Genomic DNA, 22,856 nt, shown 5'->3' on the forward strand with positions numbered 1-22,856 from the left:
CAGTAGGGAGATCCACACCAGTAATACCTTTTTAAAATTTTTATATACGATAGTTTCTTGCTGTAAACTCTGAGCAAGGTTTACTGCCACAAAGCCAGCAGAAACACTAAAAGCCCAATCCCCAACGTTACCTTCAGAAGCAAGCCAAGAGGGGCTCCACCTTTTGGCGCTTTATTGCAACATCCCATAATTGTTTCCTCATTCATCGTTGGATTCATTTCACCTTAAACCTTTCCCTTACGGTAAGGTCAATGCATTTGTTAGCCTCAGATTTCAGAAAACAAAAAGGCGAACCGTTTGGTTCGCCTTTGTTATGTTTTGCTGCTTTGCGCCGCTACGAGTTAGTCTTCGTAGTTGTCGATGCTTGGGCAAGAACAGATTAGGTTACGGTCGCCGTATACGTTGTCTACACGGTTAACAGTAGGCCAGTACTTCGAATTCTTCGTTGCTTTCGATGGGAAACAACCAAGTTCACGAGAGTAAGGGCGATCCCATTCTGCGCCAGCTAGGTCAACTTGTGTGTGCGGTGCGTTCACTAGAGGGTTGTTGTCTAGTGGCCATTCACCGTTTTTCACTGCTGCCATTTCGTGGCGGATTGCGATCATCGCTTCACAGAAACGGTCTAGCTCTTCTAAATCTTCTGATTCAGTTGGCTCTACCATTAGTGTGCCAGCAACTGGGAAAGACATAGTTGGTGCGTGGAAACCGAAGTCCATTAGACGCTTAGCAATATCTTCTTCGCTGATGCCTGTGTCTTCTTTAAGCGGGCGAATATCGATAATACATTCGTGCGCTACGCGGCCGTTAGTGCCACGGTAAAGAACAGGGTAGTGAGGACGTAGTTTTTCCATCACGTAGTTCGCGTTTAGAATCGCTACTTTCGTTGCGTCTGTTAGGCCAGGTTCGCCCATCATTGCGATGTAAGCCCAAGAGATAGGTAGGATTGAAGCACTACCTAGATCTGCAGCTGATACCGCGTAGTCAGAACCTTGTACACCGTTTTCGATGTGACCTGGTAGGAAAGGTGCTAGGTGCGATTTAACACCGATAGGACCCATACCTGGACCGCCACCACCGTGTGGGATACAGAATGTTTTGTGGAGGTTCAAGTGAGATACGTCTGAACCGATGAAGCCAGGTGAAGTTAGACCTACTTGAGCGTTCATGTTCGCGCCGTCTAGGTAAACCTGACCGCCCGCTGCGTGTACTTGTTCACACACTTCTTTCACTTGTTCTTCGTATACGCCGTGCGTAGAAGGGTAAGTGATCATGATGCTTGATAGGTTTTCTTTGTGCTTCTCGATTTTCACTGCTAGGTCAGTCATGTCGATGTTGCCATCTTCATCACATTTAACAACCACTACCTTCATTGAAACCATTGATGCTGTTGCAGGGTTAGTACCGTGCGCAGAGCTTGGAATCAGACAAACGTTACGGTGACCTTCACCGCGGCTTGCGTGGTAACGTTGAATCGCGATTAGACCTGCGTATTCACCAGATGCACCAGAGTTAGGCTGTAGTGAGAAATCGTCGTAACCAGTGATTTCACACAGCTTCTCTTTAAGATCTTTCGCTAGTGCTGTGTAACCAGCCGCTTGCTCTAGAGGTGCGAATGGGTGAATTGAACCAAACTCAGGCCATGTTACTGGAATCATCTCAGCAGCAGCGTTCAGCTTCATCGTACAGCTGCCCAGTGGGATCATGCCGTGCGTTAGTGAGAAGTCTTTGTTCTCAAGCTGTTTTAGGTAACGCATCATTTGCGTTTCGCTGTGGTGCGTGTTGAATACTGGGTGAGTTAGGAACTCTGATTCACGACGGCAGTTTTCTGGAATTGCTGCAAACTCATTTGATGCAATGTCAGAAGATAGCGCTTGAACGTCTTCTTTCACGTCGAAGATAGCGAACAATGCGTTCACGTCGTCGATCGTTGTTGTTTCATCTAAGCTGATACCGATCTTACCTTTAAGAAGGCGAAGGTTGATGTCTGCTGCTTGTGCTTTTGCGTACAGTGCATCTGTCTTCTCTTCAGAGTTGATCGTGATGGTATCAAAGAAGCTGTTGTTCGTTAGCTCGTAACCCGCTTTAGTCAGGCCTGCTGCTAGGATAGCTGTCATGTGGTGTGTACGACGAGCAATAGTACGTAGGCCTTCTGCACCGTGGTAAACCGCGTAGAAAGACGCCATGTTCGCTAGAAGTGCTTGAGCTGTACAGATGTTCGATGTCGCTTTCTCGCGGCGGATGTGTTGCTCACGAGTCTGCATTGCCATACGTAGCGCTTGGTTACCGTGAGTATCGATAGAAACACCGATTACACGACCTGGCATTGTACGCTTATGCTTTTCACGAGTACCCATGAATGCAGCGTGTGGACCGCCGTAACCCATAGGAACACCGAAACGTTGCGCAGAACCGATTACTACGTCTGCGCCCATTTCGCCAGCTGGCTTAAGTAGAGCAGAAGCGAGTAGGTCAGTAGCAACGGTTACTAGAGTCTTGTTTGCTTGAGCTTTCGCAATGATGTCTGTTAGATCACGAACTTCGCCTGTTGTACCAGGGTATTGAACTAACGCACCAAATACGTCTTGCTCTGGAAGTGTTTCAAGAGCGCCAACCATTACTTCGAAACCGATGTACTCAGCACGAGTTTTAACAACTTCTAGTGTTTGAGGGTGAACATCGTCAGCAACGAAGAATACTTTGCTCTTGCTTTTACCAGCACGCTTACACAGTGTCATTGCTTCGCCAGCCGCTGTCGCTTCATCAAGAAGTGATGCGTTTGCGATTTCCATACCTGTAAGGTCCATTACCATTTGTTGGTAATTTAATAGAGCTTCAAGACGACCTTGAGAAATCTCTGGTTGGTATGGTGTATAAGCTGTGTACCAGCCTGGGTTCTCTAAAACGTTACGCAGAATAACGTTTGGAGTGAATGTGTTGTAGTAGCCTTGGCCAATGAAGGTACGTTTCACTTGGTTTAGGTTAGCGATCTCTTTAAGAGAGGTCAGCATGTCCATTTCGCTCAGTGGCGCAGCAAGTGTCATTGGTTTTTCAAGACGGATTTGTGCAGGAACCGTTTCGTCGATCAGTACGTCTAAGCTAGTCGCGTTGATCGCTTCAAGCATTTTCTGCTGGTCTGCTTTATTAGGGCCGTTATGACGAGCAACAAACTCGTTTTGAGTACCCAGGTCTTTTAGTAATTGGCTTTGAAGTAATTCAGTCATGATATGTTCTACTTTCTCTTTGGAGCCGTGAGCTAGCCCCTAAAATTAAGCTGCTCAAAAGAGCAGCTTTATCGTAATGAGGTTACCTATTAGTCTTCTTCGATAGAGCTTAGGTATTCTTCCGCATCTTTAAGGTTGTCTAGTTCAGACGCATCAGACATCTTCACTTTAACAATCCAACCACCTTCATAAGATTCTTCGTTAATTAACTCAGGGCTATCTTCTAATTCTTCGTTGATTTCTACGATTTCGCCAGAGATTGGTGCGTAGATATCAGAAGCTGCTTTCACTGATTCAACGAGAGAGAAGCTTTCGCCAGCTTCTATTTCGTCCCCAGTGTCAGGCAGGTCAACAAACACAACGTCACCTAGCATCTCTTGAGCGTGCTCAGAAATACCGATAGTCACAGTACCGTCACCGTTGTCTTTTACCCACTCGTGGCTGTCTGCAAACTTTAGTGTATTGTCCATTGCTTATTCTCCAAAAATTTATGAGGTTTTAATTTAAATCTTAAAAACGGTTTAACGGTAAAGAGGGAAGCGTTTGCAAAGCTCTTTAACTTGCTTGCGAACACGTTGCTCAACTTCAGCGTTGCCTTCAGGGCTTTCAACTAAGCCGTCAAGAACATCGCCGATCCATTCACCGATAAGTTTGAATTCTTCAGTGCCAAAACCACGACTGGTTCCAGCTGGCGTACCCAAGCGGATACCAGAAGTAATCATAGGCTTCTCTGTATCGAATGGTATGCCATTTTTGTTACATGTGATCCCTGCACGCTCTAATGCTTCTTCAGTTACGTTACCTTTCAAGCCCTTAGGACGAAGGTCAACCAGCATTAGGTGCGTGTCTGTTCCGCCAGTCACAATGTCACAACCGCGAGTTTGCAACACTTCAGCAAGAACTTTTGCGTTGTCGATCACTGAATCAATATAAGTATTAAATTCTGGGCCAAGTGCTTCGCCAAACGCCACTGCTTTAGCCGCGATAACGTGCATTAGTGGGCCGCCTTGTAGGCCAGGGAACACTGCAGAGTTGATCTTTTTGTTGATGTCTTCGTGGTTAGTCAGAATCATACCGCCGCGTGGGCCACGAAGTGTTTTGTGCGTTGTTGTTGTAACAACGTGTGCATGTGGTAGTGGGCTCGGGTGAGCACCTGTGGCGATAAGACCCGCGATGTGTGCCATATCAACCATTAGGATTGCGCCAACTTCGTCAGCGATTTCACGGAACTTAGCGAAATCAATAACGCGTGGGATAGCACTACCACCAGCAATAATCATTTTAGGTTGGCTTTCGATAGCTAAAGCGCGGACTGCTTCGTAATCGATTTCAAGAGTGTCGCGGTCTACGCCGTATTGAACCGCGTTGAACCACTTACCAGACATTGCAGGACGTGCACCGTGTGTAAGGTGGCCACCAGCGTCTAGAGACATGCCTAGGATAGTGTCGCCAGGTTGAAGCAGGGCAAGTTTAACTGCGCCGTTTGCTTGAGCGCCTGAGTGAGGTTGTACGTTTACGTATTCACATTTGAACAGCTGTTTAGCACGCTCAATCGCGATAGCTTCAACGGTATCTACGTGCTCACAACCACCGTAGTAGCGACGGCCTGGGTAGCCTTCTGCGTATTTGTTGGTTAGGCAAGTGCCTTGAGCTTGCATTACTGCTTTAGAAACGATGTTCTCAGAAGCAATAAGTTCGATTTGTTCATTTTGACGAGTATTCTCTGCTTGGATGCCAGCAAATACTGCATCGTCAGTACCGGATAGGTTCGTAGTGAAAAAACTGTCTAAGCTATGGTTTTGGTAAGCGTTCATTGTCGAGACCTTTCATTAAGCTAATGGTGATTGTTTTTATAGTCCATTAGGTCTTACGTTGATTTCTGCATCGGAATCGTTTGCGCTATATAGGTATAAATAAACGTGAATTCCGTTATAAATATACTCTTACAGCGTCTAAGCGATCGTTGTAGGGTCAATGCAGCACGAATTGGTTCCCAAAAGTTCGGGTAAAAAACAGCTCTTACAAATGTTAAAACTATCATTTGCTACAAGCTGAAGTAGCATCTCTTCATCTAACAAGTCGATAACATAGCTCCGATAAAATCAATTTTCAACAAAAATTTCCAATAGGAAACAACTTTTCTCGTTTTGCTACAGGGAGCACGCTTTATTTCTGTGTGTGCTCTTTAATCAGCAAAGCGCTTCATGCAACAATGAAATGAATAGACAGGAAGTAAGAAAATAATGAGGGACCTATGTCAGAAGACATTTATGATGAGTACCCATCTTTAACGTTGGCGAAAGAAACGTTAGACCAGAATATAGAACCACTTAGGCTTGGCCAGCGTATTAAAGATATCCGCGGCAAGCTTGGGATCACGCTAGAAGAAGCAAGCCAAAGAACGGGCTTGGCGCGTTCTACGCTCAGCAAAATCGAGAATGAGCAAATCTCGCCAACCTTTCAAGCTATGCAAAAATTAGCGATGGGTTTGCAAATTGATATGCCGCAACTCTTTGAGCCACCAAGGAAAAAAGTTGCAACAGGACGTCGTGACTTAACTAAGGCAGGCCAGGGTAAACCTCATCCAACACCGACTTATGAGCATGAACTGCTTGCGACAGAGCTCTCTAACAAGAAGATGATGCCATTCAAAAGCCGCGTAAGAGCGCGTACTTTTGAAGAATATAACGATTGGGTTCGTCACGATGGTGAAGAGTTCCTAATGATTATCTCCGGTGATGTGATGTTCTACTCAGAATTCTACGAACCTGTGCCTATGAGTGAAGGCGATAGCATGTATTACGATGCCAATATGGGCCACATGTTGATTTCTACTAGTGCAGAAGATGCGCTGATTTTGTGGGTTACTGCAAAATAAGTTAACAAAATTAGAATTTCTTATAGTGAATGCAAACGTTTGCTTTTGTTTCTAACGTTTGCCAAATGACGCGATATTGATGTGAAAATCATCAATATCGCGTTTTTGTATGTAACGAATAATTGTTTTTAAATTGTTAAATGTCACATTTTGAGCTGTTTTAATCTTGTTAAGGGTGTAAAACTGACTCAGGCTTGTTTACTATAGTGAACACGGTTTACTCATGTTGATTGAAGTTTACTGAAGTGAATTCTTAGAAAGTGAGTTGTAGAGCTTTTGTACAGCTATCTATTTTTATAACGCTAACTATATAAGCCTATATAAAAGACATCACTTTTTACTATCTACTGTTTCTAATGCTGAGACTTAGCGTTAGAAGCGACTCTAAATAGAGATATAAGCGGCAGATTCGATTTGGAAAGCCTGCAACGCTTCATGGAGAATAAAATGACTCAAGAACACGCTAATCAAGACCTACTAAAAACACCACTGCACGCACTTCACGTTGAAGAAGGCGCAAAGATGGTTCCTTTCGCTGGCTACGACATGCCAGTTCAGTACCCACTAGGTGTAAAGAAAGAGCACTTACACACTCGTGATGCTGCCGGTCTTTTTGATGTTTCTCACATGGGGCAACTTCGTCTACATGGTGCAAATGCAGCTGCTGTCCTAGAATCTTTGGTTCCTGTAGATATTATTGACCTTCCTTCTGGTAAGCAGCGCTACGCGTTCTTTACTAACGAGCAGGGCGGCATCATGGATGACCTGATGGTTGCTAACTTAGGTGATCACCTGTTTGTTGTTGTGAACGCAGCTTGTAAGACACAAGATATCGACCACCTAACGGCACATCTTCCAGCAGACGTAGAAATGGAAGTGATTGATGACCGCGCTCTACTAGCACTTCAAGGTCCTAAAGCATCTGAAGTTTTAGCTCGTTTCCAACCAAGCGTTGCAGACATGCTGTTTATGGATGTTCAAAAAGTAGATATCGATGGCGTTGAATGCATAGTGAGCCGCAGTGGTTACACGGGTGAAGATGGCTACGAGATCTCTGTACCGAACGATCACGCTGAAGCACTAGCGCGTAAGCTAACTGCAGAAGCTGAAGTAGAGTGGATTGGCCTTGGCGCACGTGATTCACTTCGTCTTGAGTGTGGTCTATGTCTATACGGTCACGATCTAGATACAACAACGACGCCAGTAGAAGCTAGCCTTCTATGGGGTATCCAAAAAGTTCGTCGTACTGACGGTGAACGTGCAGGCGGTTTCCCTGGTGCTGATATCATCCTTGAGCAAATCGCAACGAAAGACGTTCAACGCAAACGTGTTGGTCTAGTGGGTCAAACTAAGGCTCCAGTGCGTGAAGGTGCTGAGCTGTTCGATGCTGAAGACAACAAGATTGGCGTTGTAACAAGTGGCACGGCGGGCCCTAACGCTGGCAAGCCTGTATCAATGGCGTACGTTCGCACTGATCTAGCGGCTATCGGTACTGAAGTATTCGCTGAAGTTCGTGGTAAGAAACTACCAATGACAGTAGAAAAAATGCCATTCGTACCTCAACGTTACTACCGTGGCTAATCTCTTTAAGAGAAACTACCAAGCTTAACGAAAAGCCTATTGTTTGCTTCTCTGTATCGAGAGGTTTAACGGTAGGCTTTTTTGTTTTTCGCAACGTATAAAACTTAGGATGATGAGCTAAGGTAAGTTGTTTATAAATTCGTTTATAAAATGAGAGATGTGGCCATATCGTTACAAATACTTACTATAATGATGATTAGTACGTGTTATGGTGGCGATTCATCAATTTTGTAAATAAGTAGTAGGGGTTACAAGGAGTTATCTATGAATGAGAACCATACAATGAATCCGGTTCGTAAGACCGTTCTTGGGCTTTTAGCGCCATTAATCTATACGTCTAGTGTTATGGCGGCAGAAAACTCGGTCGAAGTTTCTCCTGACGCGACTGTGACACCTTATATTGTTAATGGCAGCGACGCGACAGTAGCTGAGTTTCCTTCAATGGCGAGCCTGTTCATTGACCGCATAGATTATGACGGTACCTATTCAACTGGCCCATATTGTGGTGCGACAATTTTAGATCCAACGCATATCCTGACGGCTGCGCACTGTATTTATGGTGATGAGAATGCTCAGTTATTTACTGTTGTCGTTCCTCAATTACAAGACACTTCCCAATTTCCTAATAACATCGCCCAGAAAGCTCGTGTATCTGAAGTGTATTATCGTAGTGACTATTCAAATAGCTTGAGCGACTTGTTACGTAATGATATTGCAATCCTGAAGCTAGAAAGCGCTCTCAATATCGATGCTGTAAATGATGTGATCTATCCCCTTGGTTTTTCTACTGAACTTTATCGCAATTCGTCAGAAAGTTTTGTTGCCGTTGGTCACGGTGATACACGTTCAGGCTTTGACGGGACAACTTTGTTGCAGAAGGCTGACCTGAATTACGTAGATAACGCTACTTGCGCTTCAGCCTTTACTGATGGTTCTGCGTTAACTGACAATCAAATATGTTTTAACGGTGATTACAGTCCATTTACCGGGCTCTTTAATGGTACGTGCCAAGGTGACTCTGGAGGTCCTGTCTATTGGCAAGATGGTTCAACATATAGACAGGTAGGCATTACCAGTTTTGGCCCAGATACTTGTGGTGGTAGTTCTACGGTGACGTCGGTATTCACTGAAATATTAGACTATAAAGATTGGATCGACAGTGTTATGGCTGGAACTGAAACTGCTAAGTTCGTTTCAACAGACGCGAAACGTACTGCTTATGTTGGGACAAGCACGTCAACTGGCTCTGGTAGCAGTGGCGGTAGTGTATCATTTGGTTTGCTAGGGATGCTGATGTTGATTGCTGGCGTTAGAAAAGCAGTTAAACGTTAGATATTCAATGCTTTGAAGAAGTCGACGTTTTATCTAACGATAGCGTCGACTTTTTACTTTTGCAGGTTTGTAGATTTACAGTTGGTTAGTTGCTTGTCGAACTAGTTACTCAGCTCGATAACCGCTTTACGGCTGTATTTTTCTAGAATCTCATCCATCTCTTTTATCGCAGCATTGATGCTTTTAATCCCACCTTGCGCTACACCTTTTTCATTTTCGTTCAATGCAGAAAAAGCCTGCTTTAATTCCTTACCTTCCAACATGTTCCCGTGTAGCAACACCTCTTTGTACGTAAGTAGCTTATGTTGTATTGCAATAATTTCTGGGCGGGGGTTGTCTGATTCTAATGCGTGACTAATGCAAGGAAATGCCAATGTATAGCGATTCGCAATTTCCAATTTGACGTCTTTCTTATTCGCAATATGCAATTTCTATTATTTCCCAACACTTGAGTCTTCAAGTTTTCTAGCCTTTACGCTCACGACCGCACAAAGCGTGAAAGTTTATGATACGTAACGTTTTTTAATAATTGGATAATATGCCTTTGATAGCGTATGTAAACCGTTGCGAGTCAATATGGTCTGCTTCTTGCTGAATTTAGGTCATAACTGTCTAATGAGGAAAAACTAATGTCACAAGAGCCCATCGTCATGGCGCTGATTGAGCGCAGAAAGCAAGCTAATTTGTCGCAAGAAAAACTAGCCTCAAGTGCAGGAATGAGCTTAAAGACTTATCAACGTATTGAGCGCGGAGAAGCGGACATCAAAATGTCTCAGTACCGTTCGATCACAAGAACTCTAAAAGTGACTGATTTGGATGTCGTGCTTGATATTGTGGGTGCGTCGCAAGCGACTGCAGAAGATGTTGCAGCGGTCAGTCGCTTACTGACTAGCGAAGAGAGAATGTTGTTGATTAAACTAATTTTATCGGTCAAAAAACAGAAGTAGTCCGTTATTGATAACAGAGTTAGAACGGTTGTTCCATGGGTGATGCGCTCACTGGGGGGACATGAAACAATCAGTTCACTCTTCCACGTAGTTGTTTGGTGGTACTTCTTTGTTTCTTACTTTCTAAACGTCTTTTCTGAGAACCACGCGTTGGTTTTGTTGCTCTTCTTACTTTTTGAACCTTTGTCGCTTCCAAGATCAATTCTTTCAAACGCACTAAAGCATCGTCTCGGTTTTGTTCCTGAGTTCTATATTGTTGCGCCTTAATGATAATCACACCGTCTTTAGTGATGCGGCTATCTTTGTGTGCGAGGAGCTTTTCTTTATAGAAATCAGGTAGGGTGGAGTGCTTGATGTCAAAACGTAAATGTATCGCGCTTGATACTTTATTGACGTTTTGACCGCCTGCTCCTTGTGCTCTGATCGCAGTTAACTGAAGTTCCCAGTCCTGAATCGAAACAGAGTTAGATATTTGTAACATAAACATCCATTTTGAACGGTAATATGGGGTCATGATACTGAATATTGGTTATGGTATCAGTAACTTTCTTAAAGAGTGGTAGTAGTGATGAAAATAGATTTAACGGCGTATGAAGGATTAATCTTTGATATGGACGGTACGTTGATCGATACAATGCCTGCTCATGTGAAAGCATGGCAGCAGACAGCAGAAGAGTTTGGTTTTCATTTTGAAGCGTCTTGGTTGCACAGTTTAGGTGGAATGCCGAGTTATAAGATAGCGGGCGAAGTGAACAGCAAGTACGGTTTGTCGCTCGACCCACAAGCGGTTTCTACATTCAAGATGGCATCGTTTGCTGCCATTGAAGACAAAGGTGATGTTATTCCTTGTACGCATTCTCTGTTGTTAGAACATCTCGGTAATAAGAAGATCGCAGTCGGGACTGGTAGCCAGCGTAAAAGCGCAGAGCAGTTATTAGATAAAACAGACATTCTGAATAAGCTTGATATCTTAGTGACAGCGACCGATGTGAAGAATCACAAGCCAAACCCTGATACTTTCTTAGATGCGTGTTTCGGTATGGGATTGCAACCTAAACAGTGTGTAGTGTTCGAAGATACAAACTTAGGTAAGCAGGCTGCTCATGCGGCAAATATGGACTGTATTCTAGTGGTTGAAGGGAACAAGTTAGAGTTCCACCCAGCGCCTAACTGATTGGATATCGATGGAACGTTCGCCTACTGATTAGACTCGCCTAGTTTTCACATTCGAGCTAGGCGATTTCGCTCATTTCACTGTCTAGGAACAGGCACACGCTGTCACGGCCTGCGGCTTTCGCTTCGTACAGCGCTAGATCGGCACATTTGTAGTTAAGGGCAGGATCGCTCGTCAGGTTAGTGATACCAGCACTGACGGTAACGATGTTGTCTAATTCAAGGCTAACGGCAATTCGTAGTCTATTAAGTACGTATTCGGCTTCTTCTGTTGTTGTGTGTGGCAGAACGACACCGAACTCTTCACCACCAATACGAGCCACAAAATCGGTTTCTCGGCATTCACGTTGCAATACCTGAGCGACGGTTTGAATCACGCGATCACCATAGTCGTGACCGAATCTGTCGTTAATACGCTTAAAGTGGTCGATATCTAAGATAGCCAAACAAGACTGTTCACGAGTAGGGTAGCGGTTGACACGAGAACACTCGTCGCGGAGTTCCAGGTCGAATTTACGTCGGTTCCAACATCCGGCTAGCGCGTCTTTCTCACTGAGGTTTCTCAGCTTGTTTTCGAGTTCCTTGTGCTTACTGATATCGACAAATGATGCGACATAAAATTGAATCACGTCTTTCGAGTCTTTGATGGTTTGGATTCGGAGTATCTCCGTGATCAACGACCCGTCTTTACGTCGGTTAACGACTTCGCCTTCCCACATGCCTTGTTTCTTGATAATGCTCCACATCTTAATGTAGAACTCTTGATTGTAGCGGCCAGATGCAAACATCGATGGCTGGCGTCCTTTAACGTCTTCTAGCTCATAGCCACTGACACGCGTGAACTCTTGGTTTACCTTGATGATGCGGTTGTTTCTGTCAGTGATAACAAGGGCTGACATACCGTTCATTGCCGCTTTTGCTAACTGGCTTTCAATGCTGTTCTTCTTGTGGTTTTGATTCCAGAGCACAAAGCCTGCTGAAATCATTGAGATCAAAATCGTTAGGGTAACTATTTGTACAAAGATCGCGTGGTTTTCACGCTGGTATTGGCTATTGAACTGTTGATTTTCAATATGAAGAACCATGTAGATAGGGCCTTCGAACTGTTTTATTTTCGGGCTGATATCAGAATGGAAATACCAGTTCTTGCCATCAAAATAGCTCGAAGATGTCTTGTCTTGAATCGCAGTCCAAAGCTCGGGATATAGCTTTGCGTAAGTTTGCTCTGAACGTGAGTCAATCACATGTCCGAAAGATTCCGTAGGATCCGGCCCCATAATGATGTGTCCGGTTTTGTTGAGAATAATCGGAACAGCAGACGATGCACCAATTTGATAATGAAGGCGCTTGTAGATCTCAAGCATGTTCAGGTTTGCGATGAAGTAACCAATGATGCGGTTGTTTTCAGCAACTGGCGTCATAATGCGAAGCGCTGGAATCAAAGGACGAACGATTTCTCCGTTTTCTACTTCTAGGTCAATGCCGCGAGAGCTCACCTCACCAATCTTTAATGCTTGTAGCGCCTTGTAATAATCACGAGAAGATTTGTTCTGCAGTTCGTTATCTGGGACTACGATTGCTTTTCCGTCTTTGTAGTTAACACGGAATACTTCGTTGCCCTCTATATCGAGGTAACGCAACTGAGAATAGTATTTTTGGCCACGAGCGAGCATCACCCAGAGATCTTGCAGTGTTTCTTTATGAATAGTTGACGGTTCGTTGATTGCGCGGAGTAGGGTTTGCGAATCTGCAATAGAGGGAACCGAGTTTGAGATTTGCTCAACAATCACAGCGAGCTCGTGAAAACTGTATTCGATTTGGTTTTGACTAGACTGTTTGATATTTAGCGTGTGCTGAGCTTCAACTCTGTCAAATTCAGAGTTGATATAGAGGGCAGGGACTAATCCTAGGGCAAATATGGTGCACAGAAATTGGCTGACTAGTTTCTTTATACTCGTATTCATCACTGTCCTCAAAGAATCAGCGCAATACTATATATTTTATAGGGTTTTTAATGTGATCTTCACCCAGAACTTAAAACAAGATTTGCATATTATTAAGGTTTTACTGCAACTTTTTGCAATTAAGCTTGCTTATTGAGCATCTGGATAACTAAGAATCACCACCCAATTAATGCCTACTCATGCCAGTGTTTTTCGTTATGTCATAAGTAGGCGAGTGGTGAATTATGGTTAAGAGCTTGTAATCATTAACTTAACCCGATGATATTCCCTTTGTCATCGATGTCTAATGACATAAACGCAGGTTTATCAGGTAAGCCCGGCATAGTCATGACATTGCCGCATAAAGCGTAAATAAAACCTGCACCTGCACACAGTTTTAATTCTCTAACCGGAACGTCAAACTGTGTTGGAGCACCTTTTATATGTGCTTCAGTTGAGATAGATAAAGGCGTTTTTGCTAAACACACGGATAGATTGGAGTAACCATGTAGCTTGAATTCAGCGAGTTGTTTTTTTGCTAGGGGTGATAGTGAGATACTCGCTGCGCCATAACCGACTTCAGCGACCGCCATCAGCTTCTCTTCTAAGCTTTGCTCTGATTTATACAACGGCTTAAATTCACTCTCAACTTGGCAAGCCTTTACTACTGCATTCGCTAAGTTAATCGCGCCTTCGCCACCTTGACCAAACGCTTCACTTACTTCGACACTCACGCTTGAATCGAAAGCGGTGATCATCTGTTTTAATGCGTCAAGTTCTTGGTCTGAATCTTGTGGGAATCGGTTGATAGCAACGACGGTTGGTACTTGGTATTGCTTAACGTTGTTGATGTGCCATTTGAGGTTCTCAAAACCGGCAACGAGTGCATCTTTGTCATCACTAAAGATAGAGTCTGGTAGTGGGGTGCCAGGTCTTAAATCGTATAAACCTGAGTTCGCTTTTAATCCACGTAGCGTCGCAACAACAACGGCACAGTCAGGCTTCTTGTTGGATGCCTTAACCTTGATGTTACACGCTTTCTCGAAACCCATGTCTGAGCCGAAACCACCTTCGGTCACCACAAAATCACTCAGTTTTAAGGCAATCTTGTCGGCAATAATTGAAGAATTACCGTGTGCAATGTTCGCAAATGGCCCTGCGTGAATAAGTGTCGGAACACCTTCAAGGGTTTGCATTAACGTTGGCTCAATAGAGTCTTTCATTGTGACTGTCATCGCTCCGGCAACGCCGAAGTCATCCGCGGTTAGTGGCAAGCCTTGATGATTATAGGCGAGCACAACACGGCCAATGCGTTTGCGTAAGTCTTGCAAGTCGTCAGCCAGTGCAAGAATTGCCATCAGCTCTGAGGCGGCTGAGATATCAAATCCGTCTTCGCGTTCAAAGCCATTAATTGTTTTGTTCGCTTCATTCTTGCCTACAGTGATCATGCGTAGTGCGCGGTCATTGTGGTCGAGTACACGTCGCCACACGATTCTGCTTGGGTCAATATCCAAGGCTTTTAAGCCAGAACGCGCTTCAAACGCGTCTAAGCCTTCGCGTTGTTCGTGATACAAACGTGCATCAATCGCTGCAGACGCAAGGTTATGAGCGGCTGTTACGGCATGAATATCACCAGTTAGATGCAGATTCAATTGATCCATAGGAGCGACTTGAGAATAGCCACCGCCAGCTGCGCCCCCTTTAACACCAAACACAGGGCCCATTGAAGGCTGACGAATACACGCCATCGCTGATTGGTTAATTTTGGCAAGACCTTGAGCTAGACCAATGGTGGTTACTGTTTTGCCTTCACCGAGTGGGGTGGGTGTAATCGCCGTGACTACGACCAATTTACCATCTTGTTGGTTAGCGAGGCGTTCAAGTGACGTGAGAGACACTTTAGATTTGAATTCGCCTAATGGCTGGTGTTCGTCGTGTTGCAGGCCTGCTTGTTTGGCAACCTCACTGATGTTTTTAAGGGGAGTTGAGCGACAAATATCAATATCAGACAGCATATTTGATCCTTATATCAGAACCGAAAGGTGGTACGTAAACGTTTGCGTGGCGATACTACTGCATAAATTTGCCAAGTAAAGGCAAACCACACGAATTATGTGCTGGAAGATAACAGATCTAAAGAGTCATTGCGCGAGATCAAATCTTAAACGGGCAAAATATTTGATTCGATTACCTTCGATTGTGTTTGCATTGGCGTTTGATACAAAAAGGGCTGCATATAGCAGCCCTTTAAGGATTCGATAATTTTACTTAGACGTCGTCTAGAAAGGTTAACGATCCCAGTATGTTTCTTCTAAGCTATCTTCGCGTTCTGGCAGTGCACGAGAAAGACGAGGAGAGTGCTGAGTCAGTACTTCGTAGCTTACGCGGTTTGCGTACTTACAAATTTGAGACAGTGACGAGTACGTTAAGCAAGCGTGTTCGTGCTTCTCGGAGTTTGGTACGTTCACGTGGTGGTAGCTGTTCGCTGCCATGTCGTGCAGTAATGCAGATAGCGCGCCATCGCCAGCACCGTTGGTGTTCTTAATCTCAAGTGGACCACCTAGGTAAGGGCCAATGTGAGAGTACACTTTCACTGGGTTTTGACAGTCTTGCTTGCGCATTGCACGGCTGAACTCATACTTGTTGAATTCTGGGATGTTACCCGGCAATAGTGGCAGCGTTGTTTCACGCTTCGCTAGCTCGTCTGTGTAACCTGCCATGTAAAGGCCAATTGGACCTGCAGTACATAGTACTAGGTCAACCCACTCAAGCGCTTTGTTTGCCGCTAGTAGTGGATCTTTCTCACCTGTTAGTGCTTCACCTTCGTCTTCGTTCATCGCGACGATGGTTACGTTTTCTTTCAGGTATTCTTGCCACCATTCAGCGTTACCTTCGATCACATACTTAGTACCAAGCGTCAGTACAACAGGCACATTGTGCGCTTTCGCGTATTCAATCGCTTTTTGTACTGCTTTTGGCATTGGATCTTCAGGCTTGCCACGCATTAGGTATGAAGACACAACTAGCGCAGATGCTTTCTCGAAAATCTTTTCAGGAATGCTTTCAGGAAGTAGTTGGTTCATGTGTCCTTCGTTGATCGCAAACGTACGCTCGCCATCTTCGGTAATCAGCGTGTAACAACGACCAATTGGACCATCAACAGTTTGTAGGTGGTTTAAGTTCATACGAGAAGAAGTGCGGCAAAGGTAACGGTAACCGAACGAGCCAACTTCAATTTTCTTAGACATAACGCCAAGCAGTACAGATTTGCTGTCTGCAAGTACGGAATAGTTGTGCAGTGTGTTACCGATAGTGTCGCCAGGGTATTGATGCGTGATCAAACCGCGCTCAACTAGCTCTTCATACAACGCATCTGCTTTACTTTCTTCCAATACAAGCGAGTGACCTTTACTTAGCTCGTATTTTTCTAGGAACGCGCTGTCAACACGGGCTTCGATATCAACAATAGTTTGACCCACACCGACAATAGTCGCTCGGTGAAGCTTAGGTGTTTGTTGAATTTGGTTGACCAACGGATCACGTGCGTGAGTTGGAAAGTAGTGCTTAGATTTACGCTGTCCAGGAAACTTCATATGAAAAATACAGTGAAAAAATTTTGCCGCATGATATCACATTTTGTTTCTGTTTCTTTCATTTTTATTACATTTTGAATCACCTGCACAATGTCTGTACAGGTGATTCAACTAACTATCCGTTTGAAACTACTCGGTTGGCTGGACTAACGTCGCTGGATCAACGTAAGCCTCTGTACCCCATAGTGGAACAGTTGAAAGGCTGTGTTTGAAGCTACCTTCTGTTTCTTTGGTCGTGTAAGACAAGTAAAGCAGTGATTGATTCTCTGCATCGTAGATACGGCGAACCTTCATTGTCTTGAAGAAGATACTTTTCGATTTTTTGAATACCACTTCACCTGACTTGCTTTTATCGATCGTAGCAATCATTTCTGGTGTAATTTCGCCAGTTTGACGACAAGAGATTGAGCTATCGCTTGGATCAGAAAGGCTAAGGTTCGCTTCGATGGATGCGATATGACAAGTCACACCTGCAATCTTATCGTCATCAAGAGAAGACATTTTGATGTCCTTCATTGTGAAGAAACCCAGAGAGACGTCGCCAACCTCGTTGTCCGAACAGCCAGCTAACATTGTGATGATACCTGCTGCTATTAAGGCTTTTTTCATAAGAAGTCCTTTTTATTTATATAGTTCTGTTTACTATAAGGATATTGAAAGCATGAATACGAGTGTAGAGCTTTTCGTTAAGTTCTTAAAGGATGTTGTTGGATAATGAAAAATATGAAGCATTTAAAGTACTTGTTGGCCTTGGTCATGCTCTGTATGCTCTCTGCTTGTAGCTCGGCACCTCAGCCGACCATATGTCTTCCAAATAACTGTGATATTTGGGGATACTAACCGTAGGTACTAAAAGAATGAATAACGAAATACCTGAAATTGCACATAATAAAAACCAATGGCTGTTTAGCCAGCTCGATATTGCTTACCCCGCAAAAGAGAGCCTTCTCGGTTTAGATATCTATAAAAAACAACTTTCCCAAAAGACTTACCAACTTCTCCCACAAGATCAAACTCCCACTCAAATTGACGAACTGCATAAAGTCGATTTCCATAAGCTGACCGTACTTTTCTCATTAAACCAAGCAAGTGCTTATCAAGATGAAGCTGAAAGGGCGAACATCTTGGAGTTCTTAAGCCAGATTATGTTGTCGGATGAACATGAGCTTTATGTCGGTACAAAAAACGGCGATGTCGTCGCAAGCGCGGTAGTGACAGCAACGGATGAAGAGCTATTGATATCGGATGTTGTTAACCAAGACGATCAAAACATTGTCGGCTTTGCTAAACAGTTACATGATTTTTGGGCACAAGATCAAGTTTCTACCCATAAAGTGTGGTTCGAGAACTAAAGATTCTTTGAGAAAGCGTTAATCTGAGTACAATACACCGTCTTTTAAAAAGGGTTCGGTATGTACAAGCTATTGATCTCAATCGCTGTATTGTGTGTTAGCGCTTTTTCTCCTGCGATTTATGCTAACGACTGGGATATCAAACAAATCCTAGTTTTACACTCCTACGAACCTTCCTATCAATGGACCGCGGATTTCCAAAAGGGCATCGACAGCGCGTTCGAACACTCTCAATCTGAAGTAAAGCTCTCAATCGAGTACTTAGATACCAAGCGTATACATAGCCCTGAATACTACGAGTCTCTCGCAAACTACTTACAAGCAAAATACGCTGGTTATGAATTTGATGGTGTGATTGCGACTGATGATAACGCCGCCAATTTCCTAGAATCGCTGAGCACATTGATTGGTCGCTCTACACCCGTTGTTGCGGCGGGTATCAACGACATTAGTACCGACATGTATGCCGTGACCGATAGAGCAACCGTGCTTTACGAAAATGACCACATCGATATTAATATTGAACTGATTTCTCAGCTAAGACCAAACATCAAGAACTTATACTTTGTAAATGATTACAGTGTCACGTCTCAACTGATTCGAAAAGAAGTCTATAAAGTGATGGCTGACTTTCCAAAGATCAATCTGGTCGAAGTCAGTAATCAAACGCTTGAGCAAGCGAGTCAATTTTTACAAACGATCTCAGCTGATGATGCCGTGTTACTCAGTCACTACAACACTGAGCTGACTCAAGGTGTTTATCACTCTTATAAAGAAGTGGCCGAAACTTTATCAGCATCAAGTGCAGCACCTGTGTTTGCGCTTTGGCAGTTTAATATCCTAGGTGATGTACTTGGCGGTTATGTCAATCATTCACAGAGTATGGGTGAAGAGGCGGTTGATGCGTTAAATAAGTACATACCACTTAACTTCGATACTCCGCTTGTACCGGGTGACAATATTCGCTTTGTCTTCAATTACGCAGCTTTGGAAAAGTTTGGCATCAGTGAAAGTGCACTTCCTGAAGAATCGGTTGTCGTTAATGAACCTTCTTCTTTTATCCGCAAGAACTTCCAACTGTTAATGGGTTTGACCATGGTCATTGCTGGATTAAGCCTGATTATCCTGATGCAGTTTGTTACTTTACGCCAGAAGAAAGAGTTGGCGAAGAGGAACAAGCGAATCCTCGCTCTGCAGAAACAAACACTGAACGTTCAAAAAGACATGATTCATGTATTGGGTGAAGCGATTGAAACACGCTCAGGAGAGACAGGGAACCATGTTAAGCGCGTTGCTAAGCTGTCAGCACTGTTGGCGAGGCATAGTGGTTTGAGCCACCGAGAAGTCGAGATGATAGAGATCATCAGCCCAATGCACGATGTAGGTAAGATCTCTGTACCGGAATCTATTCTCGACAAACCAGGTAAGCTAACCGAACAAGAGTGGGAGGTGATGAAACTTCACACCACCGCAGGTTACAACTTATTGAAAAGTGGCGCTGGTGACATTACTAATCTCGCTGCAATCATCGCCAATGAGCACCATGAACGTTGGGATGGCGCTGGTTACCCGAATGGCAAAGCAGGTGAGGAGATTCACCTGTTTGCGCGTATTACTGCGGTCGCGGATGTGTTTGATGCGTTACTCAGTGCACGTTGCTACAAAGAGCCCTGGTCATTAGAGATGGTTGTCGACTTGTTTGAGCGAGAGTGCGGTTATCAGTTTGATCCCCAGTTGACCAAGTTGCTTTTAAAATACTTACCTGAATTCGTCGCGATCCGCGATACGTACCCTGACAATGGCACATTTGAGGCTTCAAGCTTAGATAATCTCACAACTAAAAAGAGCGAAACTAAAGCCATTGAAGAGTTGGCTGTTAATTAGATTTTGAAGCTACTTAACGCATGGTTTCTTTCAGCCTTGTAGAAATTAACCCGTGTAAATTTATATTTTTAACTGTTCGTTCGCGGTTTTTGTAAACCAAGCAGTATTTGGTGCTGCTCATTCCTCAGCAATTCGGTGAAAACTGTTGCTTATCGTGAACTATAAGGTGATCTACTGCATATTTCGCGAAGAGAAATAAGCAAGTCTCGGTAAAGTGTTACCTTAATCATCCCGACTACTTTCATAACCCTATAGGATAAAGCTTGGATTCAATGGGAGTGAGAGAGCTATGCGGTTAGAACAGACTAAATGTGTAATTTTCGATTGTGACGGGACACTTATCGATAGCGAGAAGCTGTGTTGCCAAGCCTTGGTGAACGTATTTTCTGGCTTTGGGGCTGAGTTAAACGTGAACGACTGCTATGCACATTTTCAAGGCGGTAAGTTGGCTGACATCTTAATGGATACCCAAGAGCGTTTAGGCCTATCTATTTCGATTGATACACTTGAGCCACTATATCGCACTGAACTCGAAGCCTTGTTCCAACGCCACTTGAAACCGATGGATGGTGCGATAGAGCTGATTGAATTCCTTAAGGGTGAAGACATCGAGTTTTGTATTGCTTCTAATGCACCCAAATCTCGAGTTGAATCCTCATTAGCGATGACCGGCATGCTCGACGATTTTAAAGGTAAAGTGTTTTCGGCGTTTGATGCAAACAGTTGGAAGCCAGAGCCAGACCTAATCATGTACACTGCAATGAACATGGGCTTTTTACCCAATGAGTGCATCTATGTTGATGATACTTTGAAGGGAATCGAAGCAGGCGTTCGTGCAGGCATTCAATCATTCAGATTGCGTCCAAGCATTGATGAATCACTTGTAGATCCAGAAGCCGACTCAGCAGAGCTAGCGGCTCAGGATATCTACAGCTTGGAAGAAATTTCTGTTTGGATTAATGGCAAGCACTGCTCAAGTGGTGGTATACCGAACTCTGCAGCTTTGGTGGGTTAGTGCCTAATTGAAGGCTGACTACTTTACTAAATTGTTTGGTGTGGAAACCGCATGATGCGCAAGTAAACTTCTCTCCACTTTCTGAAAGCAGATATTCGTCGTGTTGGCATAAAGGGCATGTGATGTCGTCGGTGTTTGGTGCTTTTGTTTTATTCATTATGTGTCCACCTGCAGCAAGAGGGTAAGCGAAAATAAGACCCGTTTAAGTAGATTACTCCTAAGCTCGATTATTAGACAGTTTTGACACTTCTTAATCTCTCCTTTGCGACTTGCTTCATGGTAATGATAATCTCATCGTTAGTGACCATGGTTTTTGTAATGTTATTAACCCCATCCAATAAAAAAGGACTCATGCGAGTCCTTATTAGTTTGGTTTCTATTCACGTTACTGTAAGCCACTTTAACCTTGGCTTTGAACGTTATCACTTGAGTCTTAAGTGCGGTATCTAGACAAAGTTTGTGATAGCGACACTGACGCTTCCGTTAGCTTAGATACGCCATTTGACGAGTTTTGAGCGACTTCTTTAATCACATCAGATTGACTACGGATATCGTTCAGCTCTGCTGCAATGGTGTTTGCTACGTTACTTTGCTCATCGGCTGATGTGGCGATTTGAATACTCATATCCATTAGCGCTTGAGCTGAATCAGCAATAGAGTTTACGTCGTCACCGATGTTTGAAATCAACTGGCTACTGGTTTGTGCTTGATCGACCGTTTGTTCGGTGATCTTCGCAATGTTTTGGCTCTCTTGTTGTAAGCGTTCAATCATTGCTTGGATTTCTACCGTCGCGGATTGAGTTCGGCTCGCAAGCGTTCGAACTTCATCAGCAACGACTGCGAAACCACGGCCTTGTTCACCTGCACGAGCCGCTTCAATGGCTGCGTTCAGTGCAAGTAAGTTTGTTTGCTCTGAAATAGCGTTGATTGTGGTGATCACTTCGTTAATTTGGCTAGTGTTCACATTTAAGCTGGTCACTGAAGAGGAAGTTTGCTCAATCAAAGAAGACAGGGTAGTAATCTCGGAAATAGCTTGCTGAACCTTCGCGTGGCTGTCGTTGATCTGCTGTGCGTCTTGTTCTGTTTGCTCAGTTGAACGTGCAGAGATATTAGACACTTCATTGGCAGATGCGGTCATCTGGTCCATTGCAGTAGCCACAGAGTCTAGAGAAGCGTTCTGGCTCATGATTTGTGTTTCGCTGCGCTTCATCTCTGTTTCGAAAGAGGCAGACGTTTCACTTAAAGTCGTGGCATTATGGTTTACGTTGTTTACTAATTCACTCAGCGTGTCCATCGAACGGTCAAGTGCACAACCAATCGTACCAAATTCATCACGGCCAGGGTGGAAACCAAGGCGTGAAGTTAAGTCACCATCACCAATCTTTTGAGTCGTTGAGTAAAGTACCCAAAGAGCGCCACCTAAGAAGGTCGCTACCCAGTAACAGAAAAGACCAAATGGCAAACACCATAAAAGACTGAGTAATAAAGTGTACAGTGCTTGCTGTTTTTGGTTTTGTGTATCGTTGTTTGAGACGGTCAGAGAGTAGTAATTACCATCTTGTGCAATAGCCGTTGCGGTAACTGCGCCATTGTTCGAAATGATGGTCTCTTGAGGACGAGTTTGTTGGCTAACAGAACGAACAGAGGCAGGGGAATCTGACGCTAATAAAATACCTTTGAGTTGATACTCAACTTGCTGTTTTGCACTCGCGTCAATTTGTTCCATTTTATTGACGTAGTTGAGACCAGCTAGGCTCGCCACTGCGGCGAAAAAGATTAAGAAAATGACCCAAAACTTATCGTTGATAGACATTTTAATAAACAGTTTGTCTATCGTTCGAAATTGTACTTCTTTCATAAAAACTCCACGGTAAATCCTTTACCGTGGACTCTAAATAACCGACCTCAATAAAAACGTGACACCAATCTACTAATTG

General features: G+C 43.9%; 18 protein-coding genes. 8 read left to right on the top strand and 10 right to left on the bottom strand.

Going from position 1 to position 22,856, the window contains the following annotated elements:
• Window positions 1-341: 341 nt before the first annotated feature.
• The 3 genes from gcvP to L0992_16525 form a co-directional block, all read right to left on the bottom strand.
• Complete coding sequence (gene gcvP / locus L0992_16515; protein ID XGB69649.1) at window positions 342-3,221, bottom strand: aminomethyl-transferring glycine dehydrogenase; 2,880 nt, start codon at window positions 3,219-3,221, stop codon at window positions 342-344.
• Window positions 3,222-3,310: 89 nt separating this feature from the next.
• Entirely contained in the window at window positions 3,311-3,691 is a 381-nt protein-coding gene (gene gcvH, locus L0992_16520; GenBank protein XGB69650.1) for a glycine cleavage system protein GcvH, read from the bottom strand.
• Between the two features lie 51 nt (window positions 3,692-3,742).
• On the bottom strand, window positions 3,743-5,035 hold the full coding sequence (locus L0992_16525) for a serine hydroxymethyltransferase (GenBank protein XGB69651.1): 1,293 nt from the start codon (window positions 5,033-5,035) through the stop codon (window positions 3,743-3,745).
• A gap of 440 nt (window positions 5,036-5,475) precedes the next feature.
• Here L0992_16525 and L0992_16530 point away from each other — a divergent pair, with 440 nt between their 5' ends.
• The 3 genes from L0992_16530 to L0992_16540 all read left to right on the top strand — a co-directional run bounded on the left by L0992_16530 (window position 5,476) and on the right by L0992_16540 (window position 9,012).
• Window positions 5,476-6,099 (top strand): XRE family transcriptional regulator, encoded by a 624-nt coding sequence (locus L0992_16530; GenBank protein XGB69652.1) that lies wholly within the window; start codon window positions 5,476-5,478, stop codon window positions 6,097-6,099.
• A 447-nt stretch (window positions 6,100-6,546) separates the two neighbouring features.
• On the top strand, window positions 6,547-7,680 hold the full coding sequence (gcvT, locus tag L0992_16535) for a glycine cleavage system aminomethyltransferase GcvT (GenBank protein ID XGB69653.1): 1,134 nt from the start codon (window positions 6,547-6,549) through the stop codon (window positions 7,678-7,680).
• Window positions 7,681-7,944: 264 nt separating this feature from the next.
• Entirely contained in the window at window positions 7,945-9,012 is a 1,068-nt protein-coding gene (locus L0992_16540; GenBank protein ID XGB69654.1) for a trypsin-like serine protease, read from the top strand.
• A 101-nt stretch (window positions 9,013-9,113) separates the two neighbouring features.
• Here L0992_16540 and L0992_16545 read toward each other — a convergent pair whose 3' ends face one another.
• Window positions 9,114-9,440, bottom strand: a complete 327-nt coding sequence (locus L0992_16545; GenBank protein ID XGB69655.1) for a hypothetical protein — start codon at window positions 9,438-9,440, stop codon at window positions 9,114-9,116.
• A 201-nt stretch (window positions 9,441-9,641) separates the two neighbouring features.
• Here L0992_16545 and L0992_16550 point away from each other — a divergent pair, with 201 nt between their 5' ends.
• Window positions 9,642-9,959 (top strand): helix-turn-helix transcriptional regulator, encoded by a 318-nt coding sequence (locus L0992_16550; protein XGB69656.1) that lies wholly within the window; start codon window positions 9,642-9,644, stop codon window positions 9,957-9,959.
• 70 nt (window positions 9,960-10,029) lie between these two features.
• Here the strand turns inward: L0992_16550 and arfB are convergent, their stop codons facing one another.
• Window positions 10,030-10,440: an aminoacyl-tRNA hydrolase gene (gene arfB, locus L0992_16555; GenBank protein ID XGB69657.1), complete on the bottom strand. Its 411-nt coding sequence runs from the start codon at window positions 10,438-10,440 to the stop codon at window positions 10,030-10,032.
• Between the two features lie 87 nt (window positions 10,441-10,527).
• On the opposite strand from arfB, the gene L0992_16560 reads away from it, so the two are divergent.
• On the top strand, window positions 10,528-11,133 hold the full coding sequence (locus L0992_16560) for a beta-phosphoglucomutase family hydrolase (protein XGB70364.1): 606 nt from the start codon (window positions 10,528-10,530) through the stop codon (window positions 11,131-11,133).
• Window positions 11,134-11,191: 58 nt separating this feature from the next.
• Here L0992_16560 and L0992_16565 read toward each other — a convergent pair whose 3' ends face one another.
• From L0992_16565 to L0992_16580, 4 genes are all read right to left on the bottom strand, one after another.
• Window positions 11,192-13,096, bottom strand: coding sequence for a diguanylate cyclase (locus tag L0992_16565; GenBank protein ID XGB69658.1), 1,905 nt, complete (start codon window positions 13,094-13,096; stop codon window positions 11,192-11,194).
• A gap of 245 nt (window positions 13,097-13,341) precedes the next feature.
• Entirely contained in the window at window positions 13,342-15,090 is a 1,749-nt protein-coding gene (locus L0992_16570) for a formate--tetrahydrofolate ligase (GenBank protein ID XGB69659.1), read from the bottom strand.
• 273 nt (window positions 15,091-15,363) lie between these two features.
• Window positions 15,364-16,668: an inosine/guanosine kinase gene (locus tag L0992_16575; protein ID XGB69660.1), complete on the bottom strand. Its 1,305-nt coding sequence runs from the start codon at window positions 16,666-16,668 to the stop codon at window positions 15,364-15,366.
• A 129-nt stretch (window positions 16,669-16,797) separates the two neighbouring features.
• Window positions 16,798-17,277, bottom strand: coding sequence for a CreA family protein (locus L0992_16580; GenBank protein XGB69661.1), 480 nt, complete (start codon window positions 17,275-17,277; stop codon window positions 16,798-16,800).
• 248 nt (window positions 17,278-17,525) lie between these two features.
• Between L0992_16580 and L0992_16585 the strand changes: the two genes are divergently transcribed.
• The 3 genes from L0992_16585 (at window position 17,526) to L0992_16595 (ending at window position 20,919) form a co-directional block, all read left to right on the top strand.
• Window positions 17,526-18,020, top strand: coding sequence for a hypothetical protein (locus tag L0992_16585; GenBank protein ID XGB69662.1), 495 nt, complete (start codon window positions 17,526-17,528; stop codon window positions 18,018-18,020).
• Window positions 18,021-18,080: 60 nt separating this feature from the next.
• Window positions 18,081-19,904 (top strand): HD domain-containing protein, encoded by a 1,824-nt coding sequence (locus L0992_16590; GenBank protein ID XGB69663.1) that lies wholly within the window; start codon window positions 18,081-18,083, stop codon window positions 19,902-19,904.
• Between the two features lie 289 nt (window positions 19,905-20,193).
• Complete coding sequence (locus tag L0992_16595; protein ID XGB69664.1) at window positions 20,194-20,919, top strand: HAD-IA family hydrolase; 726 nt, start codon at window positions 20,194-20,196, stop codon at window positions 20,917-20,919.
• Between the two features lie 433 nt (window positions 20,920-21,352).
• Here L0992_16595 and L0992_16600 read toward each other — a convergent pair whose 3' ends face one another.
• On the bottom strand, window positions 21,353-22,777 hold the full coding sequence (locus tag L0992_16600; GenBank protein ID XGB69665.1) for a methyl-accepting chemotaxis protein: 1,425 nt from the start codon (window positions 22,775-22,777) through the stop codon (window positions 21,353-21,355).
• Window positions 22,778-22,856: the final 79 nt, after the last annotated feature.

It is taken from the genome of Vibrio pomeroyi (assembly GCA_041879425.1).
GTDB lineage: Bacteria > Pseudomonadota > Gammaproteobacteria > Enterobacterales > Vibrionaceae > Vibrio > Vibrio pomeroyi_A.

Bases quoted from the DNA above. Each gene is read 5' to 3' on its own strand.
- L0992_16540 (XGB69654.1), top strand. From the start codon at position 7,945: ATGAATGAGAACCATACAATGAATCCGGTTCGTAAGACCGTTCTTGGG.
- L0992_16565 (XGB69658.1), bottom strand. From the start codon at position 13,096: ATGAATACGAGTATAAAGAAACTAGTCAGCCAATTTCTGTGCACCATA.
- gcvP (XGB69649.1), bottom strand. From the start codon at position 3,221: ATGACTGAATTACTTCAAAGCCAATTACTAAAAGACCTGGGTACTCAA.
- L0992_16590 (XGB69663.1), top strand. From the start codon at position 18,081: ATGTACAAGCTATTGATCTCAATCGCTGTATTGTGTGTTAGCGCTTTT.
- arfB (XGB69657.1), bottom strand. From the start codon at position 10,440: ATGTTACAAATATCTAACTCTGTTTCGATTCAGGACTGGGAACTTCAG.
- gcvT (XGB69653.1), top strand. From the start codon at position 6,547: ATGACTCAAGAACACGCTAATCAAGACCTACTAAAAACACCACTGCAC.
- L0992_16560 (XGB70364.1), top strand. From the start codon at position 10,528: ATGAAAATAGATTTAACGGCGTATGAAGGATTAATCTTTGATATGGAC.
- L0992_16525 (XGB69651.1), bottom strand. From the start codon at position 5,035: ATGAACGCTTACCAAAACCATAGCTTAGACAGTTTTTTCACTACGAAC.
- L0992_16580 (XGB69661.1), bottom strand. From the start codon at position 17,277: ATGAAAAAAGCCTTAATAGCAGCAGGTATCATCACAATGTTAGCTGGC.
- L0992_16575 (XGB69660.1), bottom strand. From the start codon at position 16,668: ATGAAGTTTCCTGGACAGCGTAAATCTAAGCACTACTTTCCAACTCAC.
- L0992_16595 (XGB69664.1), top strand. From the start codon at position 20,194: ATGCGGTTAGAACAGACTAAATGTGTAATTTTCGATTGTGACGGGACA.
- L0992_16530 (XGB69652.1), top strand. From the start codon at position 5,476: ATGTCAGAAGACATTTATGATGAGTACCCATCTTTAACGTTGGCGAAA.
- L0992_16600 (XGB69665.1), bottom strand. From the start codon at position 22,777: ATGAAAGAAGTACAATTTCGAACGATAGACAAACTGTTTATTAAAATG.
- L0992_16585 (XGB69662.1), top strand. From the start codon at position 17,526: ATGAATAACGAAATACCTGAAATTGCACATAATAAAAACCAATGGCTG.
- gcvH (XGB69650.1), bottom strand. From the start codon at position 3,691: ATGGACAATACACTAAAGTTTGCAGACAGCCACGAGTGGGTAAAAGAC.
- L0992_16550 (XGB69656.1), top strand. From the start codon at position 9,642: ATGTCACAAGAGCCCATCGTCATGGCGCTGATTGAGCGCAGAAAGCAA.
- L0992_16570 (XGB69659.1), bottom strand. From the start codon at position 15,090: ATGCTGTCTGATATTGATATTTGTCGCTCAACTCCCCTTAAAAACATC.